Here is an 18274-nt window from a genome sequence, read left to right on the forward strand (position 1 = left end):
AGAAATCAAGGGCTTTTTTCATGGATTGAATCTACCTAATTAAAGATTCAATTGGTAACTAGCACTTACAACAAGTGCTAGTTCACTTCTAGGGAGAAGTCATGATATTAAAAAAACAACAAAGTTTGGATAGATCTCGGTGTCAAGTAGATGGCTGATCAATGATATTTAAAAAATCAGCTCTATATTGTTTTTTTTCAAAACAACCGCCATATACTAGGGTAGTGGTGGTGCTATTTTTATCTTTAATTCCTCGAGAAGAAACGCATAAATGCTTTGCACTTATCATAACGATTACATCTTCTGTATCTAGAGATTCCTGTAAGTCCTTAAGGATTTGCATGGATAATCTTTCTTGTACTTGTGGACGTCTCGCATAATAATCTACCAGTCTATTAATTTTGGACAAGCCTATAACTTTATCCTTAGGAACATAAGCCACATGTGCAAATCCAGTTATGGGTAAAAAATGATGCTCACAAGCAGAATCAATATTAATGTTTTGATCTACAAGCATTTTATTATAGCCATATTTATTTTCAAAGACAGAGAGTTGAGGTTTATTTTCAGGGTTTAAACCAGAGAACAATTCCTTTACATACATTTTGGCAACTCGATAGGGTGTACCTGATAAACTATCATCAGATAAATCAAGACCCAGTTCTTTCATTATTTCGCTAAAATGATACTCTATGGTTTTTATCTTTTCCGCATCTGTTTTGTTAAATGCAGTAGGCAACATAGGTGTATCTGTATTATGCGATATATGATTATCACCTATTAATTCTATTTCTTTTTCATCCATTTTTAATACAACATTTATCATCCTGACATTGACAATATTTCAAATTATATATATGTAATACAGCCAGTACAGTAGCAGTTATGTAGGTTATAGTTTCTGGTATGGAGAATGCTTCTATTTTTTCATTACCTATAAGTAACAATAGAACACACCAATTTGCCCATAAAAGTGGTTTCATGATTTTTCTATTTGTATGTTTAGTAGCATGATATATAGAAAAAAAGGATATAATTATAAATATGTAGTCCAGGTTGGACCACCAGATAGGTTTAGAAATTTCCTGACTCATTGCAGCGGCATGTGATAAGAATAACAGTGGGGTAATAGCGCAATGTATAACACATAGCATACTCACTGCAGCACCTACTATGTCTGGCTTTGGTAATAATAATCTCATATAGTCATTCTTGTTAATGCAACCGAGTTGCAAATATAGAAGGTTTATTTGTTAAAGCAACTTAGTTGTAATAAATTTGTATTATGGGAATTATAAGAAAAACAGTATCTATAGATTTATTGCTTAATGAATTTGAGCAAGAATCTAATGCCATATCTACGGTAGATTTAATTAAACGTTTAGATAAACAGATTAATAAAACGACTATTTATAGAGTGTTAGATAAGTTAGAAGATGATGGTGTATTACACTCCTTTTTAGGTTTTGACGGTGTGAAATGGTATGCAAAATGTAAAGGTTGTACAAAATCTGTTCACAAAGATTTCCATCCTCATTTTCAATGTTTGAGTTGTGGTACAGTAGACTGTCTTAATATTCATGTAAATATTCCAGAAATACCTAATCGCGAGGTTTTATTCTCACAGTTATTAATTCAAGGTAAGTGTGAAGCGTGCGCTGCTTAAGATTATAAAAAATAATCTTCTTAAAATTAGCTGTCAAATTTAAATTGGACGATTCCGTTTTCAAAAGCCACATGTTTTGAGGGGAAAATTTCTTGTAGTTTATTAGATTTTACAAAGTCACTTATCGTCTCATGTGCGATAGATCCTTTATGTATACTAACGATCTCGTCGCACAAAGACATTGCTAGTTGTATCTCATGCGTGGCATAAATAATAGTTTTACCATGCTCATGACAGTAATCTCTCAATTGCAACAGTAAATCTGCCTTATGATTGATATCTAGATGGCTGGTAGGCTCGTCCATGAGAATGTAATCCGTATCTTGAACTATGGCACGCGCTATTAAAACTCGTTGTAGCTGTCCATCACTTAAAGTGCCTGCCTTGCGATTTTCCAATTGTTTTAAATCAAAACTTTCTAGAGCTTCATTGATTATTTCGTGATCTTGAGCGGCTAGTTTACCTATATAGTTGGTATAAGGAGCGCGACTTAATTCTAGCAACTCTCTGACACTTAAAAAATGACTGAACGATCGCTCTGTTAGTACTACAGATATGAATTTAGATCGTTCTACTGCCGTATAATCGTTCCAGTTTTTATTCTCAATAAAGACATTTCCATTGATGAGGTGTTGCCCACTTGCCATAGCTCTCAATAGGGTCGATTTACCAGAACCATTAGTTCCTATGATGGATATAAATTTCGCTTTCGCGAAAGCGAGATCGCCATCAAAAGCAACAACAACGCAATGACCATAACCTACCTGTATGTTTTCTAGTCTTATCATTAGAAGTGTAAATTACGTTTTCTCATGATTAACCAGATAATGAGTGGTGCTCCCAGTAATGATGTCACTGCATTGATAGGTAAGGAGTAATTTGAAAATGGCAATTGTGATACCAGATCGCAAAAAAGTAGGAGCGTAGCACCTAATAAAACAACCGTTGGGATTAATATTTTGTGATTTACCGTAGGTAAAATAAGTCTTGATAAATGCGGTACGGCTAGTCCTATAAAAGCGATGGGACCTGCATATGCGGTAATACTACCAGCAAGAATACTTGTGATGATTATAATTATCCATCTTGTTTTCTTGATGTTAATCCCTAAACTAAGTGCATAATTCTCACCTAATAAGAGCGCATTTAATGGTTTAATAATCCAGATTAATAATATTAAAGCAAGAAAAAACAATAAAATGATGATCCATAAATCGGCCCAATTGATATTACCTAGACTACCCATGGACCAGAATACATATCTTTTTAATTGTTCACTAGAACTAAAATAACTTAAAATACCTACCACAGCGCTGCTCAAACTTCCTACCATTAATCCTACGATTAATAATCCCATGGTATCTTTAATTCTTAGTGACATGAGAATGATTAACAATAGAACAACAAGACTTCCTACTACACTTGCAGTAATGATTCCAAAACCAGAAATTGCGCCTATTCCTAATGCCGTTGCTCCCATAATAACGATTGCCACACCTAGTCCTGCACCACTAGAAATACCGAGAACAAAAGGACCAGCCAGCGGATTCCTAAACAAGGTTTGCATCAATAAACCTGCGATAGCAAGACCTGCTCCAGTTAGTATAGCCATAACAGCTCTAGGTAATCGCAGTTCTGTAATGATGTATCTAACTGTCTTGCTAGTTTGTGGATTTTCTAGACCTAACAACGCATCCATCACTTGATGAGGTTTTATGTAAACGGTACCCAAGCATACGTCTGCAATAAAGAAGACTAGGAGTAGAATGGACAGTATGACGAATTGTTTCTTCAAGTAGGTATAGAGGTTATTTAATCTTCTAGCGGCTTAAAGAAATATAACTCGTGTTCTAATTGTAAATCGGGATGTAAAATCTTAACTAGATCTTTTAAAACTAGATCTGGTCGCATGCTAGCTTCTTCGTAATAGGTAACGCCACCTTTGGCACCTACGGTAAGCGCATGGGTATAAACTTGTTTGTTCTTAAAAGATTTAAAAAGGCCGTATGATTTATTATCTGCTAGCATTTTTGAATAACTAGAATACTGTCCAGGTGCAATCCAGTAGCTAGCCTCGCGGCCATCTGTAAGTACTTTTTCTAGTGGATAGGCTAGTGAGCCGCTTCCTGCTGTCTCTTTATATATGTAGTTTGCACCAGCATCATTTAAGATTTTTGCCTGCCAAGAATCTCCATATGGTAAATACCATTGATCTTTCCACGTTGCACCACTTAGCACATCAGGTTTATCTTCGGTTTTCACTAATTCTAGAGTCTTTAAATATTCTTTTTCTATAGAATTAAAAATACTGTCTGCCTCTTTTTCTTTACCGTATAAAACACCAAAAAGCTTGATCCACTCTGCTTTACCTAGTGGATGTTCTTCCACCCATTCTCCATTATACATAACTGGTACGCCAGCTTTTTGTATTTTTTGATACGTAGGATTACTGTCGTCTATACTAAATCCCATAACCATATCTGGCTCTAGAATTATAGTTGCCTCTACATTTATAAGTTGATTAGTACCTAATTCTTCTACATGACCGCTGTCTATTAAAGACCTAACTTCTGGCGAGCTTATATAATCACTAGATGGGAAACCTATAAGTGATTTTTCTTCTCCTAATAATACCAGTGGTGGTATGTGAGTGGTAGAGGTAAGGACTATTTTTTTTACAGGTATTTGAATAGTTCTAGGAATATCTGCTGGAGGAGTAGACTCTATAGTTTTTTTATTGACGAGTTTAAAAGTATAATTAACAGCACTTTCTGGCCATGGATTCATAATGGTTACATAATAACCAGAGCTGGTATTTTTAATTTGAAAACCATGAGCATATTTAATGTCTATTTGTTGATATTCAGTAATATCATCAATTGGTATTACCTTTTTTTCCACTTCTTTTTTACAAGATTGTAAAATAAAAACGAATAAAATTAAGTATATCAGTGGCTGTTTCATAGGTTTCAAAAGTACCAATTCTAATAGAACTAAGGTGAGATGTTTTCAATAAGGTATAAAAATATTGATCAATTCAATAATCTAACTTGATTAAAATAGTATTTTCGCGGCTTGAAATATGGTTTTTAAGCTGGAAGAAAGTTACGCTTTCGCGAAAGCAAAAAATTAAAAGGGAATCTAGTGCAATTCTAGAACTGTTCCCGCAACTGTAATCAAAACGTCTTTTTAAAAAGGCGTCTTATAAATTTTATAAGATAAAATCAATACAGTCACTGAGCAAGGCTTGGGAAGACGATTTTATTTTGGAGTCAGGAGACCTGCCATTTTTCAAATCAATTATTGTTCATCTTCGGGATAGAGATAGCGATGGGTTTTTTTATGTCAGGTCGAGCGCAGTCGAGACCTTTTGCGTGTGTTATATCGCGGTTTATAGAACTCTTCAAAATTCCTTTCCTGAGCCTAAAAACCTAAAAATGAAAAAACAAATCATCGCTCTAAGCGCAATGATCGCAGTAGCTGTGTCGGGAAATGCACAAGTAGATTCTACTGCAACAAAGCTGGATCAAGTTATTGTAACAGCATCTTCAAAATTTGATTTACAACGCAAAGACAGCGGTAAACCAGTAATTAAAATCACAAGAGCAGACATAGAAGCGCAACGTGCTGCTAACATCGCAGACCTTCTTAACCAGTATGCTGGTATAGAAATTAATGGTTCTAGAAGTAATGCTGGTCAGAACCAGAGTTACTTTGTAAGAGGTGGTAACAGCCGTCAGGTAGCTTTTTTAATTGATGGCGCTCAGGTTAATGATCCAAGTAATATTAATGGAGAATTTGACCTAAGACTAGTAGATATAGACCAAATAGAAGAAATTGAGATTTTAAAAGGTGCTGCAAGTACACTTTATGGTGCAAACGCAAGTACAGCGGTAATCAATATTAAATTACGTAAAGCACCAGAATCTGGTGTACGTGTGAGTGTTGCTTCTTTTATAGGAACAAATAAAAGTAGAGAACAAGCTAATAATGGACCTGATGAGTACAACAACAGTGTGCAACTACAAGGAAGTACTAAAAGTGGTTTTACTTACGGTGCTGGTTTAAATCATCAAAGTACAAACGGTCTTAGTGCAGCAGAAAGTGCTGATGATAATGTACAGTTTGAGGCAGACGAATTTAACCGCATCAACCTGATAGGTAGAGTAGGTTATGATAATAACAAGAACTTAAAAGTGAGTAGTTACCTATCATTTGATGAGTACGTTGCAGAATTTGACAACGGTGCTTTTACCGATGGAGATAACGAGACGTACAGCCGCCAGGTAAGATGGGGAACTAATGCCAACTGGAAATATTCTGATAAAGGAGAGATCGTTTATAACGGTGTAACTACTGCAACTCGCAGAGATACTAGAAGTGGTTTTCCTTCTTTATATAATGCAAATGGAATCTCAATAGACTTATATAACAAGTATACGTTTCAATTAACAGAAGAATCTAGCTTAAAAACTATTTTAGGTTTTAACTTTAAGAATGAGACGTATGAAGATTTCAGTATCCCATTCGGTAGTACAGAATTTGCACAAAATGCGGATAAGGATAATGTAAACTTCCAGATTTATGATCCTTATTTTAACGTGGTTTATTTAAGCGGTACTGGATTTAACGTTAACGCAGGTGCACGTTATAATTCACATAGTAACTATGATGGAAAGTTAGTTTATAACATTAACCCATCGTATAGATTTAATCTAGGTGAGAATACCTTGAAAGCTTATGCTAGTTATAGTACTGCTTACATCACACCATCTTTGTTCCAACTGTATGCTAACGGATTCGGTAATGAAGAGTTAGAGCCAGAAGAAAACAAAACTCTAGAAGCAGGAATTTCTTGGAGTAAGAATTCTTCTAGTTTAGGTGTTACTGTTTTTCAACGTGAAGAAGATAATCTAGTACAATTTGTAACTGTAGATCCAGTTAACTTTATCTCTCAATACCAGAATGTAGAAGAAGAACTTACTGCAAGAGGTGTAGAGGTTATGGGACAAACGGTTTTATTTGATAAAGTAAATCTTACAGCAAACTATACATTTACAGAAAGAGAAAACGTACCACAATTGAGACGTATTCCTAAGCATAAGGTAAATGCTAGTGCTAGAGTAGAGGTGTTAAAACGTGCGTTCTTAACAGCAAGATACCAGTACAATCACCAGCGTGCAGATGCATTCTTTGATCTGAATACTTTTAGTACTCAAAATGTAGAATTAAAAAGTTATCAATTAGTGGATCTAGACGCTACTTATAAATTGAACAGTAAAGATGTTACTTTCTTTGCAGGTGTTTCTAATTTACTAGATGAGGATTATCAAGAAGCAGTAGGATTCCAGACTAGAGGTAGAACTTATAAAGTAGGTGTACGTTTAGGATTCTAAAAATTCAATACTTATAAATTGAAAAGGCTGCTCGATAGAGCAGCCTTTTTTGTTTTATTATATTTTCACAAGCATTTTATTTCAATAAAAATACCAATGGAATAGCGGCACGACGCTGCCAGTCTTTTTCGTTATGTATGTGACCTTCAAATTTCCTGTAAAGTAAGTCCTTGTCTGTATAACCTAGATCTTTAAACATATCATTTACTCGTAGTTGATAAGGCTCATAATTATAATCTAGCGTTTTAGTACCGTGATCAAAATAGATTTTATGGCTACCAGCTTGCGGAACAGATGTAGGTAATTCCTTGATAAAAGCTTCTCCTAGAAGTGGTACAGGCCAGTGTGTACTTACACAACCTATTTTTCCATATACTTCTGGATATTTAATCATGGCATAAAGAGATATCAATCCACCCATAGAGCTACCCATTATGGCGGTATCCTCTGGTTTTGTAGAGGTTTGAAAATTCTCGTTTACAAATGGTCTTAGCTCATTGGTTAAGAATTTTAAATAATCATCACTGTATAATTTATCATATCCAGTGTTCTTTTTTAGTTCCGCTTTCGCGAAAGCGGACTCTGTCAACTCACCAGGTAACTGTGGCATGTATTCACTAAAACGTTTTTTATTGGTATTCCATGCAGTAACCACGATAGTAGGTTGTATAGCCTGTGCCGTAGTTAGAGAATCCATTTTTTGATCCATTTCCCAAGCAACACCGGTGTAAGCAGTTTCTTTGTTAAAGACGTTCTGTCCATCGTGCATATAGAGAACTTGGTATTTGATACCTTTTTGTGGATAACCTTCAGGAAGCCATATTTCTACATTGCGATTATCTACAAAGTTGGATTTAAAATCGTTGTAATATAAAATGGTATCGTTTTGTATTGCTGTGTCAAAACGAGTCATTTGAACTGTTTGCTTTGCAGTAGGTTCAAAAACATTAGTTGGAGAATTGTTTTTACAACTTAAAAATAAGGCGACAGTGGTTAGAATAGAAATAAAAAAAGTTGTTTTCATAAATGGTTAATTTGAGTGGCCGTGTTGCTCTTGTGCATACTGTTGTAATTCTCCCTTACCAGATAATCCTAATTTCTGGATCATGTTTTTTCTATGCTTGTTCACTGTACTTATGGCTGTACCGCGTTCTTCGGCTATGTCCTGACTGGATAGTCCTTTGGCTATGGAAATAAGTATGTCTCGTTCACTTCTAGAGAGTATGTTCTTTTTTACCTTAAAAGATTTGATTTCTTCTAGCTGTGCGGTCATGTGCTCATCAAAGTAAACTTTACCTTCATAAACGTCTTTTACAGCCTGTCTTAAATGTATTAACGGACTGCTTTTAAGTGCATACCCATCTGCACCAGCGTCTAGCATGTCTTTTATAGCACCAGTATTGTCAAACATGCTTAGGGCTATAACCTTAGTAGACGGTCTTAATTTTTTGATGGCTTTACACAATTCTATACCATTCATGTCTGGCATGCTTATGTCAGTAAGGACCACGTCTGGTAATGAATTTTCTATGCGCTGCATCATCTCTACACCATTACTAGCAGCGTATAAAACTCTAATTATAGGATCTTGTTCTAAAAATAATTTAAGACCATCACTTAGGGAAATGTGATCTTCGGCAATAGCTACTGTAATCATACCAGGGGAATTTCTATACTTATGGTGCAACCACCTTTTTCTATGTTAGAGTCTACTGTAAATGTACCATTCATGTCATTTACTCTCTTTTTTATGTTATCAAGACCCATACCATTTTTTAAGACTTTATTAGGGTCAAAACCTTTACCGTTATCTTCTACCATGATATCCAGTATGTTATCATAACCAGTAATATTTATACTAGCCTCTGTAGCATGAGCATGTTTCATGATGTTGTTAATCAATTCTTGAATAATTCTGAATAAATAGAGTTCTGTAGAGTTGCTTAGCCTGCCTTTTAACCCACTGTGAATTACTTCTACATCTAGATCACCAGATTTATTGATTTTATGAGCTAGATCTTTTAAACTACTTATCCAGCCGTCTTCACTTAATACCCTACTGTTTTGCGTGTGAGATAGGGTACGTACTTTTAAATAAGTATCATTAAGAATGTGATGAGCATTTTCAAGTATAGATCTAGAGTCATTATCTAGCGTGCGTTCTTTTACATTTTCAATAGAAACTCTTATGGCAGTAAGAGAGCTGCCTAGGTCGTCATGTAAATCTGACGCTATTTTGAGACGTTCTTTTTCTTGTCCAGCGATCATAGCATCTATACTAGCCAGTTCTTGATCTCTCATTAATTTAAGTTCTTTTTGTTCTTGAGCTAGTTTTCTAGCTACCATTATCTTTTTAGTCTTATAAAAATTTAAAAGAAAATATCCTGCGGTACCTAATGCCATGGTGAGTAGGAATAGCAACATATATATGCGCGATTCACTTTTAGAATTTTCAGCTTCTAATTCGGCATTGAGTAATTCTTTTTCGGCAGTTTCATATTTAGTTTGTAATTCATTGAGTTGTTGTGCATTTTGAGAAGCAGACAGTGTATCATTCATGTCTAGATGCTGGTAATAAAAATCTGTGGCAGCTTCAAACTTTTGATTATAAGTAAGAATATCTGCTTTATTGCGTAAAATAGTTAACAGTAATTGATGATCGGATTGAGAACGTGCTAGTTCCTCGGCCTCATTAATATTGTCTAGTGCCGCTGGGTATTCTCCTATAGCAGTTTTTAACATGGCCATATTGTTAACACGTTGTGCTATGGATAATGTATCCTTGGTTTTGCGAGATCTTTTTAAGTTACGTTCAAAATAAAACAGAGCAGAATCGTTTCTACCTTGAAAATAGTGGATGGTTCCCATGTTATTTTCAATGTCTAACAACTCTTTTTGCAAGTCGTTTTCCTCAGCAATGCGCTGCATTTGATAATTATACTTTAAGGCTAGCTGATAATCTTCACCCACAAGTTCAGAATAAAAAGAATTGAATATGCAGTCTATTTTAAGTTTGGGATCATTTAATTCTTCGGCGATGTTACAATTTTCTTCTATAAGAGATGGTGCTGCTGTACTGTATTCAAATACAGCGTTTGCAATATCGATCATATAATCGTTTGCATTATAGATAACCATTTTTCTAGCAAAATTTTTCAGGTTCTTAACCTTTAGTAAGGTCTTATATGCAACAACAAAATCGTTTTCTTTGTATTCTATTATACCTTCATTGAGCAAATAACTAGCTTGATCCTCTTTGGATAATGAAGAGAAATCGTATTGTTCTAATGCAAGCTTAGTTTTTGCTATCTCACCTTTATCGAGCATGGTAAGCATGTCGTTAAAAGGGACTAATTCTTGTGCAAATAATGATGTACAACTCCATAATAGAGTTAGTAAAAGCAGGGGAAATCTCATATCAGGTATTAGGGTAGGTACAATATAATCTTTTTGTATCAAAGGTTAAAAATACGGATACTATTATAGCAAACTGTTAGTAAAGGTGTAGTTTTTCATCGATAGAGTAAAAAAATAATCATTACCAAATTCGTATTTTTGAGATAAACATATAAAACCTTTAAACTCACTATATTCATGAAATATCTTAAAATTGCTGGTTGCATATTTGCTGCCTCTCTTACGTTTTCTTGTCAAGAGAAAATAGAAAAGAAACAAGAAACGGTTGAAACTGAAAAAGTAATAGATTTCAATTACAATGTCACAGAATTTGCTGACATAGGTGTTTTACGTTATCAAATTCCAGGTTGGGAAGAACTGACTTTAAAACAACAAAAATTAGTCTATTACCTAACCCAAGCAGGTTTAAGTGGTAGAGATATCACTTGGGATCAAAATTATCGTAACAATTTAGTTATAAGAAAAGGTTTAGAAAGTATCTATACCAATTATAAAGGTGATAAAACAACTGAAGAATGGCAACAATTTGAAACCTACTTAAAACGCATATGGTTTGCAAATGGTATTCATCACCATTATAGTATGGATAAGATGAAACCAGAATTTTCTAAAGAATTTTTAGTTACTTTATTGAGGGATCAAAGTCTAATTATGCCATCTGAAGCAGTAGATGTCATGTTTAACGATAAGGATTCTAAAAAAGTAGTTCTTGATAAAGACAAAGATATTGTACTCGAGAGTGCGGTTAATTTTTATGAACCAGGAATTACAACTGAAGAGGCTATAGCATTTTATAAAAGCCTACCGGTTAATAAAGAGACACCAGTAGAAATAGGATTAAATTCTAGATTGATTAGAAAAGATGGCAAATTAATGTCAGACGTTTACAAGAGTGGTGGTCTGTACGGTGCTGCAATTGATCAAATCATTCACTACCTAAAACTAGCACAAGGCGTTGCAGAAACTGAGCAACAAGAAAAAGCTCTAGGTTTATTAATTGAATATTATCAAACTGGTGATCTAGAAAAGTGGGACGAATATTCTATTGCATGGAGCACAAGCACAGAAGGTGCTGTGGACTGGATCAACGGTTTTATAGAAGTCTATAACGACCCTATCGCTTATAAAGGTAGTTATGAAACAATCGTACAGATTAAGGATTTTGAAATGTCACGCCAGATGAATGTCTTGAGTGAAAACGCACAATGGTTTGAAGATAATTCAACACTTATGCAAGAGCATAAAAAACCTAAAGTAACTGGAGTAAGCTATAAAACGGTAAATGTAGCAGGTGAGGCAGGAGACGCTAGTCCAGCGACACCTATAGGAGTGAATTTACCTAATAATACGTGGATACGATCTGTACACGGTAGTAAATCAGTTTCTCTTGGTAATATTATTGGTGCTTATGGTAACGCAGGTGGTTCTGGCAGATTAGATGAGTTTGCACACGATGAGAAAGAAATAGAACTTGAGAAAAAATACGGTGCCAAAGCTGATAAATTACACACAGCTCTTCATGAAGTGGTAGGGCATGCAAGTGGTCAGATTAACCCTGGAGTAGGAACGCCTAAAGAAACATTAGGTAGTTATAAATCTACAATAGAAGAAGGTCGTGCAGATCTTTTTGGGCTTTATTACCTTATGGACCCTAAGTTAGAGGAACTAGGCCTTGTCGACGACTGGAAAAATTACGGTATGGCTGCTTATGACGGTTATATAAGAAACGGTATGTTATCTCAGCTCATACGTTTAGAATTAGGGCAGGATGTAGAAGAAGCCCACATGCGTAACAGACAATGGGTGAGTGCCTGGGTTTATGAAAAAGGTAAAGAGGATAATGTAATTGAAAAAGTGGTAAAGGACGGTAAAACTTATTATGATATTAAGGATTACGATAAATTGAGAGAGCTTTTTGGCCAACTTTTAAAAGAAACACAACGCATTACTAGCGAGGGTGATTTTAAAGCTGGACAGGCACTAGTAGAGAACTATGGTGTAAAAGTAGATCAAGATATTCATAAAGAAGTGCTGGAGAGAAACAGTAAGTTCAAAGCTCCAGCTTATAGAGGTTTTGTAAACCCTGTTATCGTTCCTACTATGGATGGTGATTCTATATCAGGTTTTTCTATTGAACAACCTAAAAGCTTTGAAGAACAAATGCTTATGTACTCAAAGAATTATGGTCATTTAGATTAAGAAATTTATAATTCCGCTTTCGCGAAAGCGAGATCAAAAAAAGCACTAGAAGAGATTCTGGTGCTTTTTTTATTTCTGTAAACCAAATTTTATGGCAACGAGAAGTAAAATAAAAGCTATAAAGCCTATAAGTATCCAAAATACACCTTTGTAATTTTTCTTATGTAATTTTTTATCTTTTAAGTACATAAAGGAAATAATGACTACAAAAACTAAGAAAAAACCTATTCCAAAATTAATCTGTCCACTACTGAACATAGGATCTTTTAAAACTAATGGCAATGCACTCATAGAAAACTTATTTTTACAAAATTACAAACCAATACTAGCAAATACACCATAGATATGAAGAAACAAATAGAAAGTGTCCATAAATTTCACACCGCTTTTAAATTAGGTAAGAATAGTAAACCGGTTGCTCACATCACAGAACGCAGAAATAAGTTGCGATATGAGTTGATGAAAGAAGAAAATGAGGAATATCTAGAAGCAGCACAAAATGATGATCTCGTAGAGGTTGCAGACGCTTTAGGAGACATGCTTTATATTCTATGCGGTACAATTATAGAACATGGAATGCAAGATGTCATAGAAGACGTGTTTGATGAAATACAACGATCTAATATGTCTAAGTTAGGAGAAAATGGTTTGCCTATTTATCGAGAAGATGGTAAGGTTCTAAAAGGGCCCACTTATTCAAAGCCTAATTTTGATAAGATTTTAAAGAATTTTATGTAAAAAATTTAAAATAGAGTAGTGTAAGTGGCTTCTTATTTTGAGAAACCATTATAAATAAAAAGCGAGCTATTTTAAATAGCTCGCTTTTGTAATTTATGATAAGTGTGTTTATCGTTTCAGGGCAAAATGGCCTTTAAAACTACGTCCATCACTTAATTCTACTAAGTACCAGTAATCACTAGATGGCATAGGAGTACCATTATAATTACCATCCCATCCTGCACCGGTAGGGCTTACTTGTTTTAATAATTTACCGTATCGGTCAAATATATAGATAGTAGCATCTGGTATAGTTTCTACAGCTATTACTTGCCATGTGTCGTGGTATCCATCTTGGTTAGGAGTAAAGTAAGGTGGTCCACCTATGATTACGGCATCCATCGATACTGTTCCACAACCGTTTTTATCTCTTACAAAAATGGTATAGAAACCAGGATAAAGGTTATTAAATCGCTGACTGTCTTGATATACAAAGTTGTCTAGAGAGAATTCATAATCGCCACTTCCTGTTACAATAGCAGTAAGAGTGTTAGTGTTTACCTCAAACTGTCCTACATCTATACGCTCTATTACAGCTACATCAGACTCTACTACTGTAATTGTTGCTGTACTATCACATCCATCTGCATTAGTTACCGTCACTGTATAATCACCACCACTAGCAACGTCTATAGTTCTAGATGTAGCTCCAGTAGACCATAAGTAACTAGAGAATCCTGCACCTGCATCTATATTTTCTGCAACACCAGCACAAATAGTATAAGGACCTTGATCTGCAATAACTGGTCTAGCAAATACTTCTATTAAGAAACTAGAAACGTCATAACAATCAGTATTTGATGTGTTTTCTATTCTTGCATATATAGTTTGTGCTCTTGTTGTATTAGTATAAGGAAAGGATAATGCGTTCACATCGTTGTCAGCATCTGCCTGACTAACGTGGTATGTAACATCAAAGTCGGTAGTACTTTGTCCATTATAAATGGCAGCATCTTGAGAGCTGAAATCAAACTCTTCAAAGCCATCATTACTCACGTCATCACAACCTACTATATCTGCACCGATTCCGGCTGTAGGCTCCACACTTACTGTAAGAGTAAAGCTTGTGAAATCAGCACAAACTGGGTTTATAGCAGACTCTATTCTTACAAAAATAGTTTCTGGTGTAGTAGTGCTACTAGCATACATAGTAGGTAGCGCAGCAGTATTCATATCTGCATCGTTTTGTGATGGGTGGAAAGTGATATTGAAATCATTTGGATTCTGACCATCTAATACTTGACTATTTGCAAGACTTAGGTCAAATACTTCACTACCATCATTACCTGGATCATCACAAGTAATCATATCTGCAACAGTATTAGCTGTTGGAGTAGGGCTTATAACAAATTGGAATGTCGTTGTACTGTAACACATGTCATTATCTGCATTATCTACCCTAGCAAATAAGTTAGGTGTAGAGCTGGTCACAGCATAAGGACTTGCTAGAGGTGAAACATTATTATCGGCATCTGCTTGAGTTGCGTGATAAGTTACATTAAAACTAGTGTTGGTCTGTCCGTTTAAAATTTCTGCATCAAACTGAGATAGGTTAACGTCTTCAGTTCCATCATTAGAAATGTCATCACATACTATTATGTCTGCAGGTGTACCAGCTAGTGGTAATGGATCTACAAAAATGTCAAACATTTCTGTATCATAACATCCGGTATTACTGTTAGTTTGTATTCTCACAAATAAAGTAGTAGAACCACTATTGTAAATAGTAGTTAATGGTGTGGCACCACCTACACTTCCTAAATCAGCATCTGCTTGAGATGTAAAGTACTCTATTGTAAAGTTAGTAGCAGTTTGTGTACCTAATACTTCAGCATCTTTAGTACTAAGATCAAAGTCTTCTAATCCATCGTTAGTCATATCATCACATAATCTGTATTCAGTTACAGGGTTTGCTATAGCTTGCGCGTCTAGAATAATATTGATAGGTGTTGTGCTAGCACAAGTCATGTTATCACTATTATCAACTCTTACAAAAACAGTTGTTGTTCCTAAATTTACGGTGTAAGCTGTGGTGATTTCTGCAGTGTCATTATCAGCATCTGCTTGAGTTGGGTGATAAGAAATTACAAAGTTAGGAGAGGTCTGTCCATTTAATACCGCGGTATCAAATTGTGTAAGATCTATATCTTCAGTACCGTCGTTAGTTACATCATCACAAAGAACTAAATCTGCAACTGTGTTTGCCACTGGTAAATCATCTACAATAAGATCAAATGTTGTTGTATCATAACAGCTTGTGTTTATTACGTTCTCAATACGTACATACATCGTCTGGCCAGCACTACTGTACATGTCATTAACTGCAGTTGCTCCTCCCACAGTACCTAAATCAGCATCTGCTTGGGAAGTAAAGTATTCTATGTTGAAATCTGCAGCTGCTTGAGTTAACAGTATTTCAGGGTTTCTAGTAACAAGGTCAAATACTTCAGAATTGTTATTTGAAATGTCATCACATAATCTATAAGTAGCTATAGGATTTGCTACAGGTTGTGCATCTAGTCTTAATTCAAACGACGTTGTATCAAAACAAGGTTCATTATTTAAATTATCTATCCTTACAAACAAAGTAGTTGTAGCAGTCAGGTCATATGAATTAGGTAGATCATTAGCACCTGTATCAGCATCTGCTTGTGAGATGTGGTACGTTATTACATAATCAGGATCTGTTTGAGTTCCTAAAACTTCGGCATCAAAATCTGAAAGTGTTATAATCTCAGAGTTATCATTTGCAGTATCACACACTGCGACATCCATTACAGCGTTTGCAGTAGGAGTAGACCATATAAATAGATCTACTTCTGTGGTAGATGTACAACCACCTGGGCTGTTGTCTTGCAACCTTATAAAAATAGTCTCCATATCAGGAGTTGTGTTAGTATAAGAAGTTGGGTTCATAATAGGATTTGAAGCAGTACTTGCATCTGCAGCAGTCACATGATAAGAGATAGTAAATGCAGTTGCTGGTAATCCATTAAGTACTTCAGTTTCTGTAGTTGTTAAATCAAATGTTGATATACCATCATTATCGTCATCACAAACGACTAAATCTGTAGGTCTAGTAGCACCAGATCCAGAAGCTACTATAACATCAAAGAATCCTGTATCAAAGCAAAGACTTGAAGTAGCATTTTCTTCATTTGTGATCCTTACATAAACTGTTGTAGTACCGACAGGGAAATCATATGGCATTGTAATGCTCGATACATTATTATCTGCAGCATTTTGTGATAAGAAATACTCGATCATAAAATTAGGATCTATCTGGGTATCTAATACTTGTGGAGATTCTGCAATTGTTAAATCTCTAGTTTCGATACCGTCACCATCACTATCACATAAAAATACATCTGCTACAGGATTTGCTATAGGATTTGCATAAATAGTTATGTCTTGAGAGGCTGTAAATCTAAAACCACCATTACGTACAATTAAAGTAACTGTATAAACTCCTGGAGCAGGAAAAGTATGAATAGGGTTAAGAACTGTACTGGTCGGTGAACCATCACCAAAATTCCAAGTTACTGTAGAAGTAGGACAAAAGTCGGCTGTAGATGCTTCAAACTGAATAGGTGTCTGATCACAAAAGTTAACCTGATTGATAGAGGCGCCGCCACTACCACCACCAGCAACAGATTCATATGAGTTAAAAGAAGGTTCAAAGAAGGAAGTTATAAAAGGAGGTAACCCTTCTCTTGAATTATTATTTAAAGGAATTCCATCGTCAATATAATTTGCAGCAGCACCAACTGAATCTGGAGATCTTATCACACCTAACCAAGGTTGACAAGCACGAGCATGATAAATTTTACCATCTATACCTAATTGTAATGCTCCTCTTTCACTATTAATTGCTCCATTTGCAGCAAAAACGAATGGAGTAGAGTTCCATCCACCTCCACTATTTATATTATATTGAAGAATTTCTCTATTAACGGATGTACTACATCCATTTCCTCCAGAAGCAGAATTAGCATTTAGATAAATTAATTGAGAATCAGGTGAAAACTCTGCACCATAAAAATGATCAATAATATTGTTAGAAGTGGTAAGAGCAACAGGATTACTAACTACACCAGTTGCTGTGTCAAAATCAGTAAGATATGCTGTTCCAGCTGGTTCTACAGATGTGTTTGCAATTTTACTTCCATCTGGTGATAATCTTATATAACCACGAGCATCTGTAAGTGAAGATGTTGCTGGAAGGGTTGAATCCACACCTCTAGAAGCAAGTATAATACCACCGGCGGCAGGATAAGCACTATATTCTCCACCGTTTTCAAATGTCACGATCCAATAGAAAGTCCCATTATCACTTAATGTTGCGGTTACTTTTTCTTGAGTATTTGCTTGTATAAGTATATCTCTACGACCTGCGATAACGTCACCTAGTCCGCCGTTTAATGTCATATCTACAATACTGTACCTTAATCCAGCAAAAGAACTTATAGTAATAACAAAATAACGGTCTGCAACACCCAAATCGGGAATAATTATGGCAGACTGTGCACTAGATCCACTTCCAGATAGTCCAGTACCATTAGCCATTGCTACACCGTTTCTATTCCATATAGTCTGCCCATCTGAATACATTTGAAGAATTCCACATGGGTCGGAAATGGTACTACAACCTTCGGCTGTGGCAAGGCTACCGGCAGGAGCTGCTACAGGTGCTCCAGAATTAAAATCTACACTAGCATTATCTCCAAAAAACCACCAGGCGGCTTCTAACTGTCCAAATGACAATATGGGAATCGATAAAAAGAATAAGAGGAAAAGTTTTTTCATGGCTTTATAGTTT

Annotated in this window: 14 protein-coding genes and 1 riboswitch; of the genes, 4 read left to right on the forward strand and 10 right to left on the reverse strand. The window is 35.4% G+C overall.

All coding sequences use genetic code 11. The features are described from left to right. Window positions 1–142: 142 nt before the first annotated feature. Together folE and ACJJVJ_RS01215 are read right to left on the reverse strand one after the other, a co-directional pair. On the reverse strand, window positions 143–805 hold the full coding sequence (gene folE / locus ACJJVJ_RS01210; protein ID WP_405368384.1) for a GTP cyclohydrolase I FolE: 663 nt from the start codon (window positions 803–805) through the stop codon (window positions 143–145). Beyond that, window positions 798–1202, reverse strand: coding sequence for a MerC domain-containing protein (locus ACJJVJ_RS01215; RefSeq protein WP_405368385.1), 405 nt, complete (start codon window positions 1200–1202; stop codon window positions 798–800). Before ACJJVJ_RS01215 ends, folE begins: the two co-directional genes overlap by 8 nt. A gap of 83 nt (window positions 1203–1285) precedes the next feature. Between ACJJVJ_RS01215 and ACJJVJ_RS01220 the strand changes: the two genes are divergently transcribed. After that, window positions 1286–1666 carry a Fur family transcriptional regulator gene (locus ACJJVJ_RS01220; RefSeq protein WP_405368387.1) on the forward strand — a complete coding sequence of 127 codons (381 nt, stop codon included), beginning with the start codon at window positions 1286–1288 and terminating at the stop codon, window positions 1664–1666. Window positions 1667–1692: 26 nt separating this feature from the next. On the opposite strand, the gene ACJJVJ_RS01225 is transcribed toward ACJJVJ_RS01220, so the two are convergent. The 3 genes from ACJJVJ_RS01225 to ACJJVJ_RS01235 are packed head-to-tail and all read right to left on the reverse strand — an operon-like array spanning window position 1693 to window position 4567. Next, entirely contained in the window at window positions 1693–2454 is a 762-nt protein-coding gene (locus ACJJVJ_RS01225; protein WP_405368389.1) for an ABC transporter ATP-binding protein, read from the reverse strand. Next, entirely contained in the window at window positions 2454–3461 is a 1008-nt protein-coding gene (locus ACJJVJ_RS01230; RefSeq protein WP_405368391.1) for an iron chelate uptake ABC transporter family permease subunit, read from the reverse strand. Before ACJJVJ_RS01230 ends, ACJJVJ_RS01225 begins: the two co-directional genes overlap by 1 nt. Window positions 3462–3478: 17 nt before the next feature. Further along, window positions 3479–4567 carry an ABC transporter substrate-binding protein gene (locus ACJJVJ_RS01235; protein ID WP_405368393.1) on the reverse strand — a complete coding sequence of 363 codons (1089 nt, stop codon included), beginning with the start codon at window positions 4565–4567 and terminating at the stop codon, window positions 3479–3481. A gap of 189 nt (window positions 4568–4756) precedes the next feature. Next, a riboswitch (cobalamin riboswitch) is annotated at window positions 4757–4970 on the forward strand. 133 nt (window positions 4971–5103) lie between these two features. Between ACJJVJ_RS01235 and ACJJVJ_RS01240 the strand changes: the two genes are divergently transcribed. Further along, window positions 5104–7062 (forward strand): TonB-dependent receptor plug domain-containing protein, encoded by a 1959-nt coding sequence (locus tag ACJJVJ_RS01240; protein WP_405368394.1) that lies wholly within the window; start codon window positions 5104–5106, stop codon window positions 7060–7062. A 76-nt stretch (window positions 7063–7138) separates the two neighbouring features. On the opposite strand, the gene ACJJVJ_RS01245 is transcribed toward ACJJVJ_RS01240, so the two are convergent. The 3 genes from ACJJVJ_RS01245 to ACJJVJ_RS01255 are packed head-to-tail and all read right to left on the reverse strand — an operon-like array spanning window position 7139 to window position 10479. After that, window positions 7139–8086 (reverse strand): alpha/beta hydrolase, encoded by a 948-nt coding sequence (locus ACJJVJ_RS01245; protein ID WP_405368396.1) that lies wholly within the window; start codon window positions 8084–8086, stop codon window positions 7139–7141. Between the two features lie 6 nt (window positions 8087–8092). Then, window positions 8093–8719 (reverse strand): response regulator, encoded by a 627-nt coding sequence (locus ACJJVJ_RS01250; RefSeq protein ID WP_405368398.1) that lies wholly within the window; start codon window positions 8717–8719, stop codon window positions 8093–8095. Then, the gene (locus ACJJVJ_RS01255; protein ID WP_405368400.1) at window positions 8716–10479 is read right to left on the reverse strand and encodes a sensor histidine kinase; all 1764 of its coding nucleotides are present in this window, start codon (window positions 10477–10479) and stop codon (window positions 8716–8718) included. Before ACJJVJ_RS01255 ends, ACJJVJ_RS01250 begins: the two co-directional genes overlap by 4 nt. Window positions 10480–10656: 177 nt before the next feature. Here ACJJVJ_RS01255 and ACJJVJ_RS01260 point away from each other — a divergent pair, with 177 nt between their 5' ends. Beyond that, the gene (locus ACJJVJ_RS01260) at window positions 10657–12678 is read left to right on the forward strand and encodes a dipeptidyl-peptidase 3 family protein (protein ID WP_405368402.1); all 2022 of its coding nucleotides are present in this window, start codon (window positions 10657–10659) and stop codon (window positions 12676–12678) included. A 69-nt stretch (window positions 12679–12747) separates the two neighbouring features. Here the strand turns inward: ACJJVJ_RS01260 and ACJJVJ_RS01265 are convergent, their stop codons facing one another. Continuing rightward, entirely contained in the window at window positions 12748–12969 is a 222-nt protein-coding gene (locus ACJJVJ_RS01265; RefSeq protein ID WP_317044685.1) for a hypothetical protein, read from the reverse strand. A 54-nt stretch (window positions 12970–13023) separates the two neighbouring features. On the opposite strand from ACJJVJ_RS01265, the gene ACJJVJ_RS01270 reads away from it, so the two are divergent. Next, on the forward strand, window positions 13024–13416 hold the full coding sequence (locus tag ACJJVJ_RS01270; protein ID WP_104514787.1) for a nucleoside triphosphate pyrophosphohydrolase family protein: 393 nt from the start codon (window positions 13024–13026) through the stop codon (window positions 13414–13416). A gap of 108 nt (window positions 13417–13524) precedes the next feature. Here ACJJVJ_RS01270 and ACJJVJ_RS01275 read toward each other — a convergent pair whose 3' ends face one another. Next, window positions 13525–18261, reverse strand: coding sequence for a T9SS type B sorting domain-containing protein (locus ACJJVJ_RS01275; protein WP_405368405.1), 4737 nt, complete (start codon window positions 18259–18261; stop codon window positions 13525–13527). Window positions 18262–18274: the final 13 nt, after the last annotated feature.

Origin of the sequence: Nonlabens sp. Asnod2-A12, assembly GCF_045063745.1 — a bacterium.
GTDB lineage: Bacteria > Bacteroidota > Bacteroidia > Flavobacteriales > Flavobacteriaceae > Nonlabens > Nonlabens xylanidelens.

Excerpts from the sequence above, each read along its gene's own strand:
- ACJJVJ_RS01245 (WP_405368396.1), bottom strand. The coding sequence starts at position 8,086 with ATGAAAACAACTTTTTTTATTTCTATTCTAACCACTGTCGCCTTATTT.
- ACJJVJ_RS01225 (WP_405368389.1), bottom strand. The coding sequence starts at position 2,454 with ATGATAAGACTAGAAAACATACAGGTAGGTTATGGTCATTGCGTTGTT.
- ACJJVJ_RS01215 (WP_405368385.1), bottom strand. The coding sequence starts at position 1,202 with ATGAGATTATTATTACCAAAGCCAGACATAGTAGGTGCTGCAGTGAGT.
- ACJJVJ_RS01255 (WP_405368400.1), bottom strand. The coding sequence starts at position 10,479 with ATGAGATTTCCCCTGCTTTTACTAACTCTATTATGGAGTTGTACATCA.
- folE (WP_405368384.1), bottom strand. The coding sequence starts at position 805 with ATGGATGAAAAAGAAATAGAATTAATAGGTGATAATCATATATCGCAT.
- ACJJVJ_RS01275 (WP_405368405.1), bottom strand. The coding sequence starts at position 18,261 with ATGAAAAAACTTTTCCTCTTATTCTTTTTATCGATTCCCATATTGTCA.
- ACJJVJ_RS01250 (WP_405368398.1), bottom strand. The coding sequence starts at position 8,719 with ATGATTACAGTAGCTATTGCCGAAGATCACATTTCCCTAAGTGATGGT.
- ACJJVJ_RS01265 (WP_317044685.1), bottom strand. The coding sequence starts at position 12,969 with ATGAGTGCATTGCCATTAGTTTTAAAAGATCCTATGTTCAGTAGTGGA.
- ACJJVJ_RS01270 (WP_104514787.1), top strand. The coding sequence starts at position 13,024 with ATGAAGAAACAAATAGAAAGTGTCCATAAATTTCACACCGCTTTTAAA.
- ACJJVJ_RS01240 (WP_405368394.1), top strand. The coding sequence starts at position 5,104 with ATGAAAAAACAAATCATCGCTCTAAGCGCAATGATCGCAGTAGCTGTG.
- ACJJVJ_RS01220 (WP_405368387.1), top strand. The coding sequence starts at position 1,286 with ATGGGAATTATAAGAAAAACAGTATCTATAGATTTATTGCTTAATGAA.
- ACJJVJ_RS01260 (WP_405368402.1), top strand. The coding sequence starts at position 10,657 with ATGAAATATCTTAAAATTGCTGGTTGCATATTTGCTGCCTCTCTTACG.